The following is a 19,420-nucleotide window of genomic DNA, read 5'->3' as shown; positions in this document are numbered from 1 at the left end:
TTATCAGTGACGTCCGAAAACAGGGCGCTTACGGTCAAATATCCAGCCGGGGATAAGGTACTGCATCGGGCCTGCGTCGTTACGCGCACCACCAGGCAATTTTTTATACGCCTCATGGGCTTTATGAACCTGATCCCAGTCGAGCTCCACACCCAGTCCCGGCGCATCCGGCACAGCAATTTTGCCGTTTTTGATCTCAAGCGGATTTTTGGTCAGGCGAGCTTCACCCTCCTGCCAAATCCAGTGGGTGTCGATAGCGGTGGGGTTACCCGGTGCCGCCGCGCCAACGTGAGTAAACATCGCCAGCGAAATATCGAAGTGGTTGTTGGAGTGGCAGCCCCAGGTTAGCCCCCAGTCATCGCACAGTTGCGCGACACGGACTGCACCTGAAAGCGTCCAGAAATGTGGGTCTGCCAGCGGAATATCGACAGCGTTCAGCATCACAGCATGACCCATTTCACGCCAGTTGGTGGCGATCATGTTCGTGGCGACCGGCAACCCGGTGGCGCGTCGGAATTCCGCCATCACTTCGCGACCCGAGAAGCCTTGTTCAGCTCCAACCGGATCTTCCGCGTAGGTCAGGACATCCCCCAGCCCTTTGCACAGGGCGATCGCTTCGTCCAGCAACCATGCGCCGTTAGGGTCAACGGTGATACGCGCCTCCGGGAAGCGTTTTTTCAGTGCCCGGGCCGTTTCAATCTCCTGCTGACCAGGCAGCACACCGCCTTTAAGCTTGAAATCTTTAAAACCGTAGCGATCCTGCGCCGCCTCCGCCAGACGGACCACTGCTTCGCTGGAGAGCGCTTCCTGATGGCGCAGGTGATACCACTCGTGGCGGCCAGGCGAGTGAGCCAGATAAGGCAGGTCGGTTTTGTTGCGGTCGCCAACATAAAACAGATAGCCGAGCACTGTCACCGCATCGCGCTGTTTACCAGGCCCCAGCAATTCGCAAACCGGGACATGCAGAGTCTTACCAAGCAGATCAAGCAGAGCTGCTTCCAGAGCGGCGACTGCGTTGACGCGCAGTTCAAACGTCCACGCCCCTTTACCGAAGGTATCAAAATCAGCCGACTGATTGCCCTTATGCACCTGCTGGATCACCTTATTCAGCCGGGCGATCTCCTGACCCACCACCCGAGGAATGGCATCGACCAGCGTCTGATAAATCGCCTCTCCGCCGGGCGCTTCGCCCACGCCGGTATTCCCTGCGCTGTCTGTCAGCACAACGATATTACGGGTAAACCAGGCGTGATGTGCGCCGCCAATATTCAGCAGCATACTGTCCTGCCCGGCCACCGGGATGACCTTCATCTCAGTGACGATTGGGCTTGATTGCGTTGTCATCATCCACGCTCCGCAACAGGTTTAAGTTCAACGCGTTTGATATCGCCCACCAGCACCAGATAGCTCAGAACCGCCACCAGAGCGTGAACCCCCACGTAAATCAGCGCACCGTTGAAAGAGCCCGTCGTGCCGACGATGTAGCCGATCGCGATAGGAGTGACAATCCCGGAGATGTTGCCGAACATGTTGAACAGACCGCCGCTCAGACCACTGATCTCTTTTGGCGCAGTATCCGCCATTACCGCCCAGCCCAGCGCACCAATCCCTTTGCCGAAGAAAGCCATCGCCATAAAGCCGATAATCATCCACTCGGTATTCACATAGTTACAGAACACCATGGTCATGGAGAGCAGCATGCCGAGCACAATCGGCGTTTTCCGCGCGATATTAAGTGAACCTGTACGGCGCATCAGCCAGTCGGAAATCACTCCGCCGAGCACACCCCCAACGAAGCCGCAGATTGCCGGAACGGAGGCGACAAACCCCGCTTTCAGAATCGACATACCACGCGCCTGCACCAGATAAACCGGGAACCAGGTGATAAAGAAGTAAGTTAAAGCGTTGATGCAATACTGGCCAAGATAGATCCCGATCATCATCCGTGAGCCGACGAGCTGTTTGATCTGCGCCCATTTCTGACTGAACGGGACTTTTGCTTTTGCGGATTTTTGATCCATGTTGATCAGCGCTCCGCCTTCAGCAATGTACTCCAGCTCTTTCTTGTTCACGCCGGGATGCTGGTTCGGTTCGTGGATCACTTTCAGCCAGATGAAGCTGATGACGATCCCAAGCCCGCCCATAAAGAAGAATACGTGCGACCAGCCCACTTCATGCGTCAGCCAGCCCATGATGGGCGCAAAGATGACCGTTGCGAAGTACTGTGCAGAGTTAAAAATTGCCACCGCGGTTCCCCTCTCCTGCGCCGGGAACCACGCCGCTACAATGCGGCTATTACCCGGGAAGGAAGGTGATTCCGCTAAGCCCACCAGGAAGCGCAGCGTGAAGAGCGCCACGATAATGCCGAAGCCGCTGAAGATATCGACGAAACCCTGCAAGAGGGTAAAAGCAGACCAGATAAAAATGGACCAGAAGTAGACGCGTTTAGAGCCAAAACGGTCCAGCAGCCAACCGCCAGGAATTTGCCCGATAACGTAGGCCCATGAGAATGCAGAGAAAACGTAACCCATGCCCACCGGATCAAGGCCGATGTCTTTTGCCATTTCCGAGCCGGCAATCGACAGCGTGGCGCGGTCACCATAGTTAAAGGACGTGACGATAAACAGCATCACCACTATCCAGTAGCGGGCATTGGTGCGCTTCTCAGCGCTGCTCGCTGCTTGGCTTAATGTACTCATTGTTGCACTCCTGAAACATAGCTTTCGCCAGGTTCATTCTGTACAGCACCTGTAGGGTAATCAGAATGAGATTTGTATTTTGTCGTTTTGGTACGGCCTGAAGCCGTTTTGTAGTGACCGGAAAAGTATATGAAGGAGTGACACGTTCTCTCACCGTGCAAAAACACAGTATTGAAGGGGGTATGAGAGGTTGTTTATGGCATAAGCCCAGGGGAGTGGAAGATGGTTCACGGAATTGGCGTTTGGCGCGGGGTGTACTGCCGGGTGGCGGCTACGCCTTACCCGGCATACAGAACTATTTAAGGAGCGTCGCCCAGTGTTCAACCCATGGGTTCGACTCGCTTTCAGGCTCAGGGTGTTCGCCCGCATCAATCAGCAGCATCTCGCCGACGCGTTGGGCGCTTTGTTCCTGCAGGAGTGCATCGAACTGCTTACCGCCGCCGCAGAAGTTGGCATAAGAGCTATCACCCAGCGCAATGATGCCGTAGTGAACGTCCGGCTGATAGCCGAGCTGGTCTTTAATTCCCTGGAAAAGCGGCACGATGCTGTCCGGGAGATCGCCTTGTCCGGTGGTGGAGGTCACCACCAGAATGTATTTATCCTTATACTTTTCCCAGTCGGCCAGTTCCGGGTCTTCATAGACCGTGGCTTTGTGGCCCTGGCTGGCGAGTATTGCCTCAGCTTCTTCCGCTACCAGCAGCGAGTTGCCGTACATTGTGCCGACAAAAATGCCTACTTCAGCCATGATATTTTCCCATATTGAATGCGTTTACTGTTCATCCTGAACGTTGCCCGATACAAACTCAACCCTTTCATTTTCGGGGAGTTGTCCCAGCCAGCCAAACTGTGACAGCGCCTGCATCCAGAGGTTGTCCAGCCCCGCGCGGATAGTCAGCGGTTCGCCGGTAAACGGGTGCGTCAGGTTTAGCTCGCTGGCGTGCAACATCAGACGATTGCAACCAAAGTGTTCGGCCGCGCTGCGGTTCTGGCGCAGATCGCCGTGTTTGCTGTCGCCAATAATCGGGTGGCGCAGGTGTGCAAGATGGCGTCGCAGCTGGTGCTTACGCCCGGTTTTAGGCAGAAGCTCAACCAGGCTGTAGCGTGTGGTCGGAAACTTGCTGGTTGCCACCGGCATTTCGGTAGTCGCCATGCCGCGATAATCCGTCACCGCGGGCTGCGGGCCTTTGTCATCACGAGCAAATTTATCGGCAATTTTGTCCAGCTCCTCCACCAGCGGATAGTCCAGTGTGGCACTTTCCGTCAGCCAGCCACGGACAATCGCGTGGTAGCGTTTCTGGATCTGGTGCTGTTCGAACTGCTGCGCCAGCAGGCGGCCTGCCTCACTGGACAGCCCCATCAGCAGAACGCCGGAGGTCGGCCTGTCGAGACGATGGGCAGTAAAAACATGCTGGCCGATCTGGTCGCGCACGGTTTGCATCACCACGACTTTCTCGTCGCGATCCAGCCAGCTTCGGTGCACCAGCCAGCCGGAGGGTTTATTCACCGCCACCAGCCACTCGTCCTGATAGAGGATCTCAAGCGTCATGCATCTTCACCGGCAAACAGGGCATCCAGTTTTTCCAGTTCGACCAGCATCACGTCGCGCGCAGGGTGCGTCGCCTCCAGCGCCATTTCATAATAGGGAGAGACAGCAAACGCCTGTGGCAGCGGATGACCGCCTTCCAGCAGTGCGTGCATACGCGGAATTAATACCCACTGGAGCCACTCGAACGGTGCCAGTGTATCCAGGCAGAATGGCTGGGTGCTTGCGAACGCTTCTGGCTGCGGCGCAGTCTCCTGCCACAGCTGATGTTGGCGCAAAAGGGCTTCAATGGCGTGCAACCGGGCACGAACGCGATCGTGTTGCGTCATAGTAACCTCAACTGAAAAAGTGAACGGCGCGCAGCATAGCATTGCGGAAGGCAGAAATAAAAAAAGGGAGCACTGTAAAAACAGTGCTCCCGGTTCGTTTCGCAGCATTCCAGCTACAATTCGTGCTCCCTGCTCATCCGTGACAACTTTTCCTGATGCCCGAAGGCCTGGTCATCCGTAAACCGATGCATCCTGCACATATCGTCCTGATATGTTTGTTTCATCCTGAAACATCCTGGCCTTCCTGACCCACCGCTCATCCTGACCGGCTCTCATTCTCCTTCCTGGAGGTGTCCCTTACGCATCCTGCGTTATCCTTTTGCTTCATCCTGAAGCCTTCCTGCAGCGCCATCCTGACGTGTCCTGAGTAAGAAACGCCATCATCCTGATGTTCGTTTCTCGTGTCGGCGTCCTGTCGACAGAGATAGAATCCGCTATTCCGCTTCGTCTTACAACCCACCCTGTCCGCTGTGTAAGCCGTAAGAAAGCACTATAAGTAATGCAATGAACAAGTAATTCATTGAAAAACAGAGTGATATTAATCTTAATTTAATAAGGTAATACTGAATGTTCCAGCGATCTCTCACAAACCTTGTAAGAGATCTCTCACACGCGCTGTAGCATCACGGATTACAGAAGTGGCTCAATTCGGGTAAGGAAATCCGCAAGAGAGGGGGCGAGGATCTCGCGATTGCGGGTTCCGATTGTCTCTTTAACCACTTCACCAGACAGGTTGCAGACGGATATCACATCCAGTTCGCTATCCAGCGTGGCAATAAAGAGTGTCGGAGAAAGCTTAAGGCGCTTTTGCGTAACCAAATGACCAATCAGGTTTTCCTGAACACGCTGCAGATCGTCTTCACTCCAGGTCTGCAACAGGGTCAACGTAATATCAGCAAAGCGTGCAGGCATATCCCCTGCAAATTGCGTGGCATAAAACGCATGAACGGCAGGTTGTATCACAATATCCATTGCCCGTTCAACCGCATTTACATTTTGCTCACCGGTGTTGGGCTTCGGCTGCCAGATCACGTAATCATCCTGAGAAGAGATAATGCACGGCGATGGCACGCCGTATAAATCAGCACTTTGCGGCCATGTGCCGTGCTTTTCATGCCATGCATCGCAATAACGGGTCGTGAAGGTAGTGAGGGCATTTGCAGTTTCGATGTCCACCGATTTCTCTCTTCTTGTAAGACAGGATAAACTCAGGCCATAAGTGTACCTGTAAAGTGGCTATGAAACATGTCTTACGAAAATCATCAGGCGTTAACCGGCTTAACGTTGGGTAAATCGACCGATTACCGCGACACCTACGATGCAAGCCTGCTGCAGGGTGTGCCGCGCAGCCTGAATCGCGATCCTCTGGGTTTGCATGCGGATGCACTGCCGTTTGTCGGCGGAGATATCTGGACGCTGTACGAACTCTCATGGCTAAATGCTCGCGGTTTGCCGCAGGTGGCGGTGGGCCATGTTGAGCTGGATTACGCCAGCGTTAATCTCGTTGAGTCCAAAAGCTTTAAGCTCTATCTCAACAGTTTTAACCAGACAAAATTCAACAGCTGGGACGACGTTCAGCACACCCTGGAACGTGATTTAACTGCCTGCGCGCAGGGCAAGGTGAGCGTTTCATTGTATCGCCTCGATGAACTCGAAGGGCAGCCGATTGCCCACTTCAACGGTAGCTGCATCGACGATCAGGATATCGAGGTGAACAGCTACGAATTCAGCACTGATTACCTCGAAAACGCGGCGAGCGGAAAAGTGGTCGAAGAGACTCTGGTCAGCCATTTGCTGAAGTCCAACTGCCTGATTACCCATCAGCCGGATTGGGGTTCCGTGCAGATCGAGTATCGAGGCCCGAAAATTGACCGGGAAAAACTGCTGCGCTATCTGGTGTCGTTCCGCCATCACAATGAATTCCACGAACAGTGCGTGGAGCGCATCTTCAATGATATTCAGCGTTTCTGTCATCCTGAGACGCTGAGTGTTTACGCGCGTTATACCCGCCGTGGTGGGCTGGATATTAACCCGTGGCGCACCAATACCGATTTTGTGCCTGCGACTGGCCGTCTGGTGCGTCAGTAACATAAATATTTTCATAATATGCGGGCGGTATTCCGCCCGAAGTGTTGTGAAATCTCATAAGCCAGGGCTATTGTAATCAACAGGGAAAGACGATAATCGTCCCGTAAGGAGCTCACTTGATTACACATATTAGCCCGCTTGGCTCAATGGATATGTTGTCGCAGCTGGAAGTGGACATGCTTAAACGCACGGCCAGCAGCGATCTTTATCAACTGTTTCGTAACTGTTCACTTGCCGTACTGAACTCCGGAAGCCTGACAGATAATAGTAAAGAACTACTGTCCCGCTTCGAAAGCTTTGATATCAACGTGCTGCGCCGTGAGCGTGGCGTGAAACTTGAAGTGATTAACCCGCCAGAAGACGCCTTTGTCGACGGGCGCATTATTCGCTCACTTCAGGCCAACCTGTTTGCCGTGCTGCGTGACATCCTGTTTGTTAACGGGCAGATCCACAACGCGGGCCGTTTCCAGCATCTCGATCTGGAAAGCTCTGTCCATATCACCAACCTGGTGTTCTCAATTTTGCGAAACGCTCGTGCCCTGCACGTCGGCGAAGCACCGAACATGGTCGTTTGCTGGGGTGGTCACTCCATTAACGAAACCGAATATCTTTATGCCCGTCGGGTGGGAACGCAACTCGGCCTGCGTGAACTGAATATCTGTACGGGCTGTGGCCCAGGAGCAATGGAAGCGCCAATGAAAGGTGCCGCGGTTGGGCATGCGCAACAGCGTTACAAAGAGGGGCGGTTTATCGGTATGACCGAACCGTCAATCATCGCTGCTGAGCCACCTAACCCGCTGGTTAATGAGCTGATTATCATGCCGGATATCGAGAAACGTCTTGAGGCGTTTGTCCGTATCGCCCACGGCATAATCATCTTCCCGGGCGGCGTGGGGACAGCGGAAGAGTTGCTTTATCTGCTGGGCATTTTGATGAACCCGGTCAACAAAGATCAGGTTCTGCCATTGATCCTGACCGGACCAAAAGAGAGCGCCGACTACTTCCGTGTACTGGACGAGTTCATCGTGCATACGCTGGGGGAATCCGCACGTCGTCACTATCGCATCATCATTGATGATGCAGCAGAAGTGGCTCGTCAGATGAAAAAAGCGATGCCGCTGGTGAAAGAGAATCGTCGTGATACCGGCGATGCTTACAGCTTCAACTGGTCAATTCGTATTGCTCCGGACCTGCAGATCCCATTCGAACCTACGCACGAGAATATGGCGAACCTGAAACTCTACCCGGATCAACCGGTGGAAGTGCTGGCAGCCGATCTGCGTCGTGCCTTCTCCGGGATTGTGGCGGGGAACGTGAAAGAGATGGGCATCCGCGCAATTGAGCAATATGGTCCGTACAAAATTCACGGTGACCGGGAGATGATGCGTCGTATGGATGACATGCTGCAAGGCTTTGTCGCCCAACACCGCATGAAGCTTCCAGGCTCAGCCTACATTCCTTGCTACGAAATCTGCACTTAACGCCTAGCGTCTACTCTTAAAAGCCGGGTCGTCGTACAACGCGTCCCGGCTTTTTTATTACCGAAATAATTCATAGAGATCGCTTATGTCTTTTACAAATCACACCTTAACGCAAACGATTACCTTGATTTTACAACCGTAAATTATCAGCCTTAATCTAACTTACCTGCCATAAAATCCTATAAACCCATTTCTTTACAGCGTAAGACTCGTATATCACGGGCCTCTCTTTCAGCCTGCATGTTGTTGGTGGTAGCCTTCGCGCCCGTAAATTCTATTTGATGTTTTTTTAACAGATAAATGGTCTAAAGATGCCCACATCATAAGTGGATTATTGCATTTGAGATCACGATCACTGATAGATTCATAACGAGAATGTATCTTTCCGCCCGCCAATAGTTACGGGTGAAAATTATTAAAAAACCGTCACTGAACGAATTTCATATTACCGTCAGGCACTTTTTCATCGGATTTGACTTAAAACCTGACAATTCGCTTCCTCCAGGAGATACAGATGGAAACCACTCAAACCAGCACCGTTGCTTCGATTGAATCCCGAAGTGGTTGGCGCAAAACGGATACCATGTGGATGCTTGGCCTTTACGGCACAGCAATCGGCGCTGGTGTACTGTTCCTTCCTATCAACGCAGGCGTCGGCGGTCTGATCCCGCTGATCATCATGGCCATCATTGCTTTCCCGATGACCTTCTTTGCACACCGCGGTCTGACCCGCTTCGTGCTGTCCGGTAAAAACCCGGGCGAAGACATCACTGAAGTTGTTGAAGAGCACTTCGGTATTGGCGCAGGTAAATTAATTACTCTGCTCTACTTCTTCGCGATTTACCCAATTCTGCTGGTCTACAGCGTGGCGATCACCAACACCGTAGAAAGCTTCATGACGCACCAGTTGCACATGACGCCGCCTCCGCGTGCAATTCTGTCTCTGATCCTGATCGTAGGCATGATGACTATCGTGCGCTTCGGTGAGCAGATGATTGTTAAAGCAATGAGCGTACTGGTCTTCCCGTTCGTGATTGCTCTGATGGTACTGGCCTGCTACCTGATCCCACAGTGGAACGGTGCAGCACTGGAAACCCTGTCCCTGAGCAGCGCATCTGCGACCGGTAACGGCCTGCTGATGACCCTGTGGCTGGCGATTCCGGTGATGGTCTTCTCCTTCAACCACTCCCCAATCATCTCCTCCTTCGCAGTAGCGAAGCGTGAAGAGTACGGCAACGGTGCAGAGAAGAAATGCTCCAGCATCCTGGCACGTGCGCACATCATGATGGTACTGACCGTGATGTTCTTCGTCTTCAGCTGCGTACTGAGCCTCTCCCCGGCGGATCTGGCGGCAGCGAAAGAGCAGAACATCTCTATTCTGTCTTACCTGGCGAACCACTTTAACGCACCAGTCATTGCGTGGATGGCACCTATCATCGCGATTATCGCCATCACCAAATCCTTCCTCGGCCACTACCTGGGCGCACGTGAAGGCTTCAACGGTATGGTGATCAAATCTCTGCGCGGTAAAGGCAAGAGCATTGAAATCAGCAAGCTGAACAAAATCACAGCTCTGTTCATGCTGATCACCACCTGGGCAGTTGCGACTCTGAACCCAAGCATCCTGGGCATGATTGAAACCCTGGGTGGCCCGGTTATCGCGATGATTCTGTTCCTGATGCCGATGTACGCGATTCAGAAAGTGCCTGCGATGCGTAAATACAGCGGCCACATCAGCAACGTCTTCGTTGTTGTGATGGGTCTGATTGCCATCTCCGCGATTTTCTTCTCACTGTTCAGCTAATACCTCCTGCGCCGTCCTCGGGCGGCGCATTCTTCCTCTCTGACTGAAAGCAATGGACGCATCATGATTAGCGTATTCGATATTTTCAAAATCGGTATTGGTCCTTCCAGCTCTCACACCGTCGGACCAATGAAAGCCGGTAAGCAGTTCACGGATGACTTGATTGCACGCGGCATCCTGCACGACGTAACCCGCGTGGTTGTTGATGTTTACGGTTCTCTTTCCCTGACCGGGAAAGGCCACCATACCGATATCGCCATTATTATGGGCCTGGCGGGAAACCTGCCGGATACCGTTGATATTGACGCGATCCCTGGCTTCATCCAGGACGTTAATACCCACGGTCGCCTGCTGCTGGCAAATGGCGAACATGAAGTGGAATTCCCGGTTGATCGCTGCATGAATTTCCATGCTGACAACCTGTCGCTGCACGAAAACGGTATGCGTATCACTGCGCTGGCCGGCGACAAAGCGGTATACAGCCAGACTTACTACTCTATCGGCGGCGGTTTTATCGTCGACGAAGACCACTTTGGTCAAACCAGTAACTCTTCGGTCGATGTGCCTTATCCGTACAAAACTGCGGCGGACCTTCAGCGTCACTGCCAGGAGACAGGACTTTCCCTCTCCGGCCTGATGATGAAAAACGAGTTGGCGCTTCACAGCAAAGCGGAGCTGGAACAGCACTTTGCTAACGTCTGGGAAGTGATGCGCGGCGGTATTGAGCGCGGGATCACCACCGAAGGCGTTCTGCCTGGCAAGCTTCGCGTGCCACGTCGTGCAGCAGCGCTGCGCCGTATGTTGGTCAGCACCGACAAAACGACAACAGACCCAATGGCAGTAGTGGACTGGATCAACATGTTCGCGCTGGCAGTAAACGAGGAGAACGCCGCAGGTGGCCGCGTGGTCACTGCGCCGACCAACGGTGCCTGCGGTATCGTTCCGGCCGTGCTGGCGTACTACGACAAGTTTATCCGCGAAGTGAACGCTAACTCTCTGGCGCGCTACCTGCTGGTCGCCAGTGCGATTGGTTCCCTGTATAAGATGAACGCGTCCATTTCTGGTGCGGAAGTTGGCTGTCAGGGTGAAGTCGGTGTGGCTTGCTCTATGGCGGCGGCGGGTCTGGCTGAGCTGTTGGGTGCAAGCCCGACGCAGGTGTGCATTGCCGCAGAAATCGGCATGGAACATAACCTGGGGCTGACCTGTGACCCGGTTGCCGGACAGGTACAGGTGCCGTGTATCGAACGTAACGCGATCGCTTCCGTGAAAGCGGTGAACGCAGCACGTATGGCCCTGCGTCGTACCAGCGAACCGCGCGTCTGTCTCGATAAAGTTATCGAAACCATGTACGAAACCGGGAAAGATATGAACGCCAAATACCGCGAAACCTCTCGCGGCGGTCTGGCGATGAAGATCGTTACCTGCGATTAAGCCTCTCAGGAAGCCTCGTTTTGCGAGGCTTCTTCCTGTTTCCCCTCACACTATTCGTTTCATCCTGCCGACAGTGTTACCCTTTACCCATCAGATTTAAGGGAGAATCTCTGTGGCTGTTCATTTGCTTATTGTCGACGCACTCAACCTGATTCGCCGGATCCATGCGGTACAAGGCACACCCTGTAAAGACACTTGCCTGCATGCACTGGAGCAACTTATCCGCCATAGCGAACCGACTCATGTTGTGGCTGTGTTTGACGACGAAGCGCGTAACACTGGCTGGCGTCACCAGCGCCTTCCTGATTACAAGGCCGGACGCGCCCCAATGCCGGACGACCTGCACGCCGAGATGCCCACCATTCGTGCCGCCTTTGAACAGCGCGGTGTCCCTTGTTGGGGCGCGCATGGCAATGAAGCTGACGATCTGGCGGCAACACTTGCGGTTAAAGTTGCCAGCGCCGGGCATCAGGCGACGATTGTTTCAACCGATAAAGGCTACTGCCAGCTGCTCTCGCCTACGATCCGCATCCGTGACTACTTCCAGAAACGCTGGCTTGATGCCCCTTTCATTGCCAGTGAGTTTGGCGTCTCGCCTGAACAGCTACCAGATTACTGGGGGCTGGCGGGGATCAGCAGCTCGAAGGTTCCGGGCGTCGCGGGTATAGGGCCAAAAAGTGCCGCTCAGTTGCTGACGGATTTTCAGAATCTGGAAGGGATTTACACCAGGCTGGATGAGGTGCCGGAAAAATGGCGCAAGAAGCTTGAAGCACATAAAGAGATGGCCTTTATCTGCCGTGATGTAGCGACGTTACAAACGAGTTTACAGCTGGACGGGAATTTGCAGCAGTTAAGGCTGGAACGTTAAAACATTTCGCGATTTGTCGGCCCGGTAAGCACAGCGCCACCGGGCAAAACAAAGCACGCACTATCGCTCGTCGCGACGTCCACCAACAGCGGCCCACCAGCGACGAATATGCACCGTCACCTCTTCGCGGTCGTGATACAGCTGACGCGCCTGGATCTCCACGTTAATGCCATGCTCATCCAGTTGCTGCTGAATATAAGCCAGATTCTGCGACACTTCTTCGTAGCGCTTTTTCATTGGCAACTTGAGGTTGAAGATCGTCTCACGACACCAGCCGTTCACCAGCCAGGAAGCCATCAGCGCGGCCACTTTTGCCGGTTTCTCAACCATATCGCACACCATCCAGGAGATGTTGTTACGGTTCGGACGATAACGGAAACCATCTTCACGCAGCCAGGTAACCTGCCCGGTATCCATCAGGCTTTGTGCCATCGGGCCGTTATCAACAGATGAAACCCACATGTTGCGTTTCACCAGTTGGTAGGTCCAGCCGCCCGGGCACGCACCAAGATCGACGGCGTACATGCCGTTTGCCAGACGCTCGTCCCACTCATCCGCAGGGATAAAGACGTGGAAGGCTTCTTCCAGCTTCAGCGTTGAACGGCTCGGTGCATCGGCCGGGAAGCGTAAACGCGGGATGCCCATAAAGAAGGGAGAGTTGTTAGTGGTGTATGAATACCCCGTATAGCAGCAGCCCGGTGCGATAAAGAAGATATGCACCACCGGACGTTTAGGCGTTTCATAGTTCGTCAGAATCCCCGCATCACGCAGTGCCGCACGCAGCGGTACGGTAAATTTGCGGCAGAACTTCATCAGCTCTTTGCTTTCATTGGTATCCGCCACTTCAACGCGCAGATCCCCGCCCTTCTCGACCACGCCCTGCAGCATGCCGACAATGGGCGTGATGCGATCTTCCGGCGGAAGATCCTTCAGCAACTCACCCGCGACAAACATCTGGCGGGCAAAGATCAATGAGCTGAAAGGGAGTTCACGCGCCAGCTTATCCGCGTCTTCAGGCTGATAGCATTCAAATACCACATAGCCTGCATTCTCTTTAACGCGCGCAAAGCCGAAGACCTCGCGTTTCGCCGCTTTATCGGTAATTTCCGCGGCGCACTCTTTCTCAAACCCCGGGCGACAATATAAAACAACCTTATTCATGAACAACGCCCTTGCGTTTCAGACGGATAGCTCCGATAAACATTAATACCCAACCCGCCAGGAAGCTGACGCCACCGACAGGTGTAACAAACGCCCACAGGCGCAAATGCGAAAGTGCCAGACAGTAGAGACTGCCACTGAAAAGCACGGTGCCCAACGCCATAAAGACGCTGCTCCAGTAAAACCAGATACTGATACGGCGCTGCATCGCCACCGCCAGCCCAAAAATAGCCAGTGTGTGGAATGCCTGATATTCAAGGCCGGTCTGGATCCAGCCCATCTCTATTGCGCCCAAAGACTTGCTTAATACATGTGCGCCAAAAGCGCCCAGTGCAACAAAAATAAAGCCACTCACCGCGGCAAAAATCAGCATGAATCGGCTGGTCATGTTTAAGTCCTGAATTGATGCGTGCCCGGCACACAAACGTTATTGTTCATACCTGAAGCGGAATTTTTCTTGCTCGCTTGCCGCTTTCGCCAGTATCCACTGCCGGAAAGCGGCTATTTTACCCAGTTCTGCCTGACTGTCATGACAAACCAGATAAAACGCATTCTTGCTGACCAGAACATCATTAAAAGGGCAAACCAGGCGGCCTGCCTCAATTTCGGACTGCGCCATAACGTTGTTCGCCAACGCTACGCCCTGCCCGTGAATAGCAGCCTGTAACACCATCGCACTGTGGCTAAAAATGGGTCCCTGCTGCACGTTTATATGAGTAAGACCTAATTGACGGGTATAAGTTTGCCAGTCACGGCGTGACGCATCATGTAAAAGTGTATGTTGCGCCAGGTCAGCAGGTGTTTTCAGTGCCTTTTCGCCCGTTAATAGCAGAGGCGAACAGACCGGCAGGAGATATTCTGCGTATAATTTCTCGACACGCAAGCCCGGCCAGTTACCGCGACCATAAAAAATGGCGACATCTACGTCATCTGCCAGCTTGTCTTCCTGACGATCCACCGCCTGGATTCGAACGTCGATCCCCGGATAAGCTGAGTTAAAGCTTGAGAGTCTTGGCACCAGCCATTGAATGGCAAAACTGGGCAATAAACTAACAGTCAGAGCACCTTTTGCACTTCGGGCCTGCAGCTTACGCGTGGCCTCCGTGAGCTGGGAAAAAATCTCTTTAATATCCTGAAAATAGCTCTGCCCCTCTTCGGTCAACAGCAACGAACGGTTGCGTCGACGAAACAGCTTAAGGCCCAGAAAATCCTCCAGGGACTTGATTTGGTGACTTACTGCGGCCTGTGTCACAAAAAGCTCATCTGCTGCACGGGTAAAGCTCAGGTGACGTGCTGCTGCATCAAAAACACGTAATGCATTAAGGGGTGGCAATCGCTTCGACATGGTTATCTGGCTTAGATGTTAACGGATTTTAACAAACAGGAAACAACGTTTAACCTATTAGTTTTTTTTATCTGAGACATTATAATTTGTCCGTTGAGGAACTACCAGCAAATACCTATAGTGGCGGCACTTCCTGAGCCGGAACGAAGAGCTTTTTTTGGAATGCGTGTTCTGAAGGGCTTTTGGCTTACGGTTGTGATGTTGTGTTGTTGTGTTTGCAATTGGTCTGCGATTCAGACCACGGTAGCAACGCTACCAATTTTTCACTTCCTGTACATTTACCCTGTCTGTCCATAGTGATTAATGTAGCACCGCCAATTTGCGGTGCTTTTTTTTCGCCTGCGATCTTAGTGCTGAATCTCAACCATCTCTTTAACATCGCTTCGGTTGATCTGCTGCTTGTTCCCGTTGGCATCTTTGTATGAAATCATCCCGGTATCATTATCAGTTGACGGTTTCCCTTCCGAAACGATGGAGCGACCATCATTGGTATGCATCACGTAGTTGTTACCGGAACAGGCGCTCAGAGCAAGGGTAAACACACAGGCCGAAATGATTGCAGCTGTCTTTTTCATGATTCTTCTCCTTTAGCAATTAATGCTACTCAAACCTCGATTTAAAACAGGCTTAAACATTCGCCTAACACTATTTAGCATAACCTGCTTTTTCAGGGGCATCAGGATAAGCAGACGAATCTGATAGATATCAACCTCCTTGCCCTGCCGCTGAAATTGCGCGACGATCTTGCTATTGAAATGAGGAATCCCATGAACGCTTTCAGTCCCGCACATTTTCGCGAACAGTTTCCGGCGCTGGCTGATGCCGGTATTTATCTTGATAGCGCTGCCACCACCCTGAAGCCACAGGCGGTTATTGAAGCGACGCAGCAGTTTTACAGCATGAGTGCCGGTAACGTGCATCGCAGTCAGTTTGCGCAAGCACAGCGCTTAACCGCGCGCTATGAAGCTGCACGCGATCAGGTCGCACGTTTGATCAATGCCGAAAGCGGGAAAAACATCGTCTGGACGCGGGGCACTACCGAAGCCATCAATATGGTGGCCCAGTGCTACGCACGTCCGTTGCTCCAGCCCGGAGATGAGATCATCGTCAGTGAGGCAGAGCACCATGCCAACCTGGTACCGTGGTTGATGGTGGCCGAGCAAACGGGGGCCCGTATTGTGAAACTCCCACTGGGACCAGATCTCCTGCCCGACGTAGCTCATCTGCCTGAGTTGATTACCTCGCGCAGCCGCATTCTGGCACTCGGGCAGATGTCGAACGTCACGGGGGGATGTCCGGATCTGGCTCAGGCCATTCGCATCGCCCATGCCAGCGGCATGGTGGTGATGGTCGATGGCGCACAAGGGATCGTGCATTTCCCTGCTGATGTGCAAAAGCTGGATATTGATTTTTACGCTTTCTCTGCACACAAGCTGTACGGCCCAACCGGCATCGGCGCGTTGTACGGTAAGCCGGAACTGCTGGCGCAAATGACGCCGTGGCTCGGTGGCGGCAAAATGATTACCGAAGTGACCTTCGACGGCTTTAAAACCCAGGAGATTCCCTATCGCCTTGAAGCCGGTACGCCAAACGTTGCCGGCGTCATTGGCCTGAGTGCCGCTCTCGAATGGCTTGCTGAAACAGACACTGCTCAGGCTGAAAACTGGAGCCGCGGTCTGGCAACGCTGGCGGAGGAAGAACTCAAAAAGCGCCCGGGTTTCCGATCATTTCGTGTGCAAGACTCGAGCCTGCTCGCCTTCGATTTTGCAGGCGTTCATCATAGCGACATGGTGACGCTGCTGGCCGGGTATGGTATTGCCCTGCGTGCCGGACAGCATTGCGCCCAACCGCTTCTGGCGGCGCTGGGGGTAAGTGGCACGCTGCGTGCCTCGTTTGCGCCTTATAATACGCAAAGCGATGTTGATGCGCTGGTCGCCGCCGTCGACCGCGCCCTTGAAATACTGGTGGATTAATGACTAGCGCTGCTTTAGCCGGACATCCGTTTGGCACGGTGATCACAGAAGAGACCTTAAAACAGACCTTCGCCCCTCTCTCACAATGGGAAGATAAATATCGCCAGTTGATCCTTCTCGGTAAACAGTTACCGACCTTGTCTGACGAACTAAAAGCGCAGGCAAAAGAGATCGCTGGCTGCGAGAACCGCGTCTGGCTGGGCGTAAGCGTTGCTGGCGAGAAGCTGCATTTCTTTGGTGACAGCGAAGGGCGTATTGTACGCGGGCTGTTGGCGGTACTGTTAACCGCCATCGAGGGGAAAAGCGCGGCGGAGTTGCTGACTCGCTCGCCGCTGGCGCTGTTTGATGAGCTTGGGCTGCGGGCGCAGCTTAGCGCCTCACGCGGCCAGGGTCTGATCGCGCTCAGCGAAGCGGTGCAGGATGCGGCACGTCAGGCTCAGGCCTGACGTTCTGCCTTCGCCATCATCTTCTTCAGGGCGTGGGATACCGCCACAAAACCGAAGGACGCGGTCACCATGGTGGCCGCACCAAAGCCTGAGGCACAATCCATACGTTTTGGCCCTTCCGCCGTACTTTTCATCGCACAGACAGAACCATCAGCCTGCGGGTAGACCAGCGCTTCTGTAGAAAACACGCAGTCAACGCCAAGCTTACCTTTGCTGTTCTTCACCACATTGAAGTCGCTTTTCAGGCGTTCACGCAGCTTAGCGGCCAGCGGATCCTGAATGGTTTTCGCCAGATCGGCCACCTGGATCTGCGTGGGGTCGATTTGCCCTCCCGCGCCACCGGTGGTAACCAGAGGAACCTTGTATCGACGACAGTAAGCGATCAGCGCGGCTTTAGGGCGTACGCTGTCAATGGCATCAATCACATAGCTGTAGCCTCTATTCATATACTCCGCGACGTTGTCGGCTGTCACAAAGTCGTCAATTACCGTCACCCGGCATTCCGGGTTGATCAGACGAATTCGCTCCGCCATGACCTCAGATTTTGCCAGACCGACGTTATCACGCAGGGCATGGATTTGACGGTTGGTGTTGGTGACACAAACGTCATCCATATCAATCAGCGTGATTGCGCCAATACCGGTTCTTGCCAGCGCTTCTGCCGCCCAGGAACCGACACCACCAATACCCACGACGCAGACATGCGCATCCGCAAACAGCTGCAGGGCTTTTTCACCATAGAGACGTGCCGTACCGCCAAAACGCTGACGCCAGGCATCGCTGATTACCACTGACATAAAACCTCAGATGTAAAAAGGGTGAGGTTTCTCCTCACCCTGAACATGAATCCGTATTGCACTCAGAATACCACAATCAACCGCTGAATACGTTTCCGGTGCCAGATGCTGCTTTGAGCACCCATACGCGTCCGTAGTGGTTATACCAGCCGGCACGGTGTCCTGCATCCGGACCAATCCCCTGATAGATATCGAAGTGCTGGCCTTTAATCGCCCCACCCACATCCAGTGCCACCATCAGACGTAGCTCATACTGACCGTTAAATTTGCCATTATTATCCAGCAGAGGCACCTCCGCGAGTAGCGTAGTGCCAGCAGGAATAATTGAACGATCCGATGCCACCGACGCACGACCAATCAGCGGTACAGCGCTCGCCCCTTTCACCGGAGCAAAGTTTTGCGGTTTAAAGAAGACAAACGACGGGTTCTGTTCCAGCAGCTCGCGCACCTCGGCTTCGCTGTGTTTTTCGCCCCACTCGCGGATCGCCTGCATCGACATATCTTCTTTCTTCACTTCACCGCGATCGATCAGCACCTTACCAATACTGCGATAAGCATGGCCGTTCTTACCGGAATAGCTGAAGAAGTTAAGCGGCGAACCATCACCGAAATCAATATAACCGCTGCCCTGAACATCCATGATGAAGTTATCCATCAGTGAATTGCTGTAAGCCAGGACGTAGTTTTCACTCAACGCACCAGAGTAGATTTCCGCACGGGACGGCAAGCGGCCGCGTTTTGGCGGCATACGATAAATTGGATACTGGAATTCGCCCTGGCGAGAGTGCCGCGCCTGAATCACTGGCGTGTAATACCCCGTGAACTGGACGTTCCCGTAGTTATCCGCCCCTTCCATCTGCCAGGCATCAATACCAAACTGGCGCATATTGCGCGTATCACCACCCGCGCGCAGCCACTCCTGTACTGCGCTGTAAACGTTGTTTTGTGAGCCATACAGGCGCGGTGACGCATTGCGGATCTGATAGACCTGCTCGGAGAAATCTCCGGCGTTAATCGGTGCGCCAACAGCATCAGGCTGGTTAACTAAGGAGAAAGGCTGGGATAATTTCCCGTCTTTATACTGTTGACCGCGATCGGTCGGTTTAGAAGAGCAGGCTGCAAGAATGGCTACCATTGCACCCGTCATCAGATACTTCGCCCAACGTCCTTTCATTATATCTCGTCTTTAAGTTGCCCATTTCCGCGTGATGAAGATAACAAACCGCCAGGGCTAATGAAATGCGATCGCATGCCCTTTGGCAAATTCTGAGCAAAAAATAGTCCAAATGTCGCAGCGCCGTTCAATTTACATACAAAGTTAATGATTTATGTGAAAAAGGGGTTGCATCACAAACCTATCCGAGTATAGTGCGCATCCACGGACGCGGGGTGGAGCAGCCTGGTAGCTCGTCGGGCTCATAACCCGAAGGTCGTCGGTTCAAATCCGGCCCCCGC

Annotated in this window: 19 protein-coding genes; 7 read left to right on the top strand and 12 right to left on the bottom strand. The window is 53.4% G+C overall.

Going from position 1 to position 19,420, the window contains the following annotated elements; all coding sequences use genetic code 11:
- Nucleotides 1-3: 3 nt before the first annotated feature.
- The 6 genes from V6E55_RS11045 to syd all read right to left on the bottom strand — a co-directional run bounded on the left by V6E55_RS11045 (nt 4) and on the right by syd (nt 5,747).
- Nucleotides 4-1,344 (bottom strand): enolase C-terminal domain-like protein, encoded by a 1,341-nt coding sequence (locus tag V6E55_RS11045; protein WP_316942872.1) that lies wholly within the window; start codon nt 1,342-1,344, stop codon nt 4-6.
- Nucleotides 1,344-2,699 carry a galactarate/glucarate/glycerate transporter GudP gene (gene gudP / locus V6E55_RS11040; protein WP_129995072.1) on the bottom strand — a complete coding sequence of 452 codons (1,356 nt, stop codon included), beginning with the start codon at nt 2,697-2,699 and terminating at the stop codon, nt 1,344-1,346. The genes V6E55_RS11045 and gudP overlap by 1 nt, the downstream gene beginning before the upstream one ends.
- A 295-nt stretch (nt 2,700-2,994) precedes the next feature.
- Nucleotides 2,995-3,444, bottom strand: a complete 450-nt coding sequence (locus V6E55_RS11035; RefSeq protein WP_029741558.1) for a flavodoxin — start codon at nt 3,442-3,444, stop codon at nt 2,995-2,997.
- A gap of 24 nt (nt 3,445-3,468) precedes the next feature.
- Nucleotides 3,469-4,245 (bottom strand): tRNA pseudouridine(65) synthase TruC, encoded by a 777-nt coding sequence (gene truC / locus V6E55_RS11030; protein WP_316942808.1) that lies wholly within the window; start codon nt 4,243-4,245, stop codon nt 3,469-3,471.
- Nucleotides 4,242-4,571, bottom strand: a complete 330-nt coding sequence (locus tag V6E55_RS11025; RefSeq protein ID WP_028016890.1) for a YqcC family protein — start codon at nt 4,569-4,571, stop codon at nt 4,242-4,244. Before V6E55_RS11025 ends, truC begins: the two co-directional genes overlap by 4 nt.
- Nucleotides 4,572-5,201: 630 nt before the next feature.
- Nucleotides 5,202-5,747: a SecY-interacting protein gene (syd, locus tag V6E55_RS11020; RefSeq protein ID WP_316942806.1), complete on the bottom strand. Its 546-nt coding sequence runs from the start codon at nt 5,745-5,747 to the stop codon at nt 5,202-5,204.
- 69 nt (nt 5,748-5,816) lie between these two features.
- Here syd and queF point away from each other — a divergent pair, with 69 nt between their 5' ends.
- The 5 genes from queF (at nt 5,817) to xni (ending at nt 12,243) form a co-directional block, all read left to right on the top strand.
- A complete protein-coding gene (gene queF, locus V6E55_RS11015) occupies nt 5,817-6,659 on the top strand; it encodes an NADPH-dependent 7-cyano-7-deazaguanine reductase QueF (protein ID WP_129995070.1) in 843 nt (280 codons plus the stop codon).
- 116 nt (nt 6,660-6,775) lie between these two features.
- Nucleotides 6,776-8,140 (top strand): nucleotide 5'-monophosphate nucleosidase PpnN, encoded by a 1,365-nt coding sequence (gene ppnN / locus V6E55_RS11010; RefSeq protein ID WP_114978600.1) that lies wholly within the window; start codon nt 6,776-6,778, stop codon nt 8,138-8,140.
- A 514-nt stretch (nt 8,141-8,654) separates the two neighbouring features.
- Nucleotides 8,655-9,944, top strand: a complete 1,290-nt coding sequence (locus V6E55_RS11005; RefSeq protein WP_028016894.1) for an HAAAP family serine/threonine permease — start codon at nt 8,655-8,657, stop codon at nt 9,942-9,944.
- A 63-nt stretch (nt 9,945-10,007) separates the two neighbouring features.
- Nucleotides 10,008-11,375 carry an L-serine ammonia-lyase gene (locus V6E55_RS11000; protein WP_028016895.1) on the top strand — a complete coding sequence of 456 codons (1,368 nt, stop codon included), beginning with the start codon at nt 10,008-10,010 and terminating at the stop codon, nt 11,373-11,375.
- A 112-nt stretch (nt 11,376-11,487) separates the two neighbouring features.
- A complete protein-coding gene (gene xni / locus V6E55_RS10995; RefSeq protein ID WP_316942804.1) occupies nt 11,488-12,243 on the top strand; it encodes a flap endonuclease Xni in 756 nt (251 codons plus the stop codon).
- A gap of 60 nt (nt 12,244-12,303) precedes the next feature.
- Here xni and rlmM read toward each other — a convergent pair whose 3' ends face one another.
- From rlmM to V6E55_RS10975, 4 genes are all read right to left on the bottom strand, one after another.
- On the bottom strand, nt 12,304-13,404 hold the full coding sequence (gene rlmM, locus V6E55_RS10990) for a 23S rRNA (cytidine(2498)-2'-O)-methyltransferase RlmM (protein WP_236920719.1): 1,101 nt from the start codon (nt 13,402-13,404) through the stop codon (nt 12,304-12,306).
- Nucleotides 13,397-13,792 (bottom strand): DUF423 domain-containing protein, encoded by a 396-nt coding sequence (locus tag V6E55_RS10985; RefSeq protein ID WP_248104748.1) that lies wholly within the window; start codon nt 13,790-13,792, stop codon nt 13,397-13,399. The genes rlmM and V6E55_RS10985 overlap by 8 nt, the downstream gene beginning before the upstream one ends.
- Nucleotides 13,793-13,831: 39 nt before the next feature.
- The gene (gene gcvA, locus V6E55_RS10980; RefSeq protein ID WP_028016898.1) at nt 13,832-14,749 is read right to left on the bottom strand and encodes a glycine cleavage system transcriptional regulator GcvA; all 918 of its coding nucleotides are present in this window, start codon (nt 14,747-14,749) and stop codon (nt 13,832-13,834) included.
- A gap of 347 nt (nt 14,750-15,096) precedes the next feature.
- Nucleotides 15,097-15,324: a YgdI/YgdR family lipoprotein gene (locus V6E55_RS10975; RefSeq protein WP_114978596.1), complete on the bottom strand. Its 228-nt coding sequence runs from the start codon at nt 15,322-15,324 to the stop codon at nt 15,097-15,099.
- Between the two features lie 192 nt (nt 15,325-15,516).
- Between V6E55_RS10975 and csdA the strand changes: the two genes are divergently transcribed.
- Nucleotides 15,517-16,722: a cysteine desulfurase CsdA gene (csdA, locus tag V6E55_RS10970; protein ID WP_316942803.1), complete on the top strand. Its 1,206-nt coding sequence runs from the start codon at nt 15,517-15,519 to the stop codon at nt 16,720-16,722.
- Complete coding sequence (gene csdE, locus V6E55_RS10965; RefSeq protein ID WP_114978594.1) at nt 16,722-17,168, top strand: cysteine desulfurase sulfur acceptor subunit CsdE; 447 nt, start codon at nt 16,722-16,724, stop codon at nt 17,166-17,168. The genes csdA and csdE overlap by 1 nt, the downstream gene beginning before the upstream one ends.
- Here csdE and tcdA read toward each other — a convergent pair.
- Together tcdA and mltA are read right to left on the bottom strand one after the other, a co-directional pair.
- Nucleotides 17,159-17,965: a tRNA cyclic N6-threonylcarbamoyladenosine(37) synthase TcdA gene (gene tcdA / locus V6E55_RS10960; protein WP_114978593.1), complete on the bottom strand. Its 807-nt coding sequence runs from the start codon at nt 17,963-17,965 to the stop codon at nt 17,159-17,161. The genes csdE and tcdA overlap by 10 nt on opposite strands.
- A 76-nt stretch (nt 17,966-18,041) precedes the next feature.
- Nucleotides 18,042-19,139: a murein transglycosylase A gene (gene mltA, locus V6E55_RS10955; protein WP_114978592.1), complete on the bottom strand. Its 1,098-nt coding sequence runs from the start codon at nt 19,137-19,139 to the stop codon at nt 18,042-18,044.
- Nucleotides 19,140-19,420 lie beyond the last annotated feature (281 nt).

Source organism: Enterobacter sp. 342 (genome assembly GCF_036663495.1).
Classification (GTDB): Bacteria; Pseudomonadota; Gammaproteobacteria; order Enterobacterales; family Enterobacteriaceae; genus Enterobacter.
This window is presented reverse-complemented; position numbering and strand designations above follow the sequence as displayed.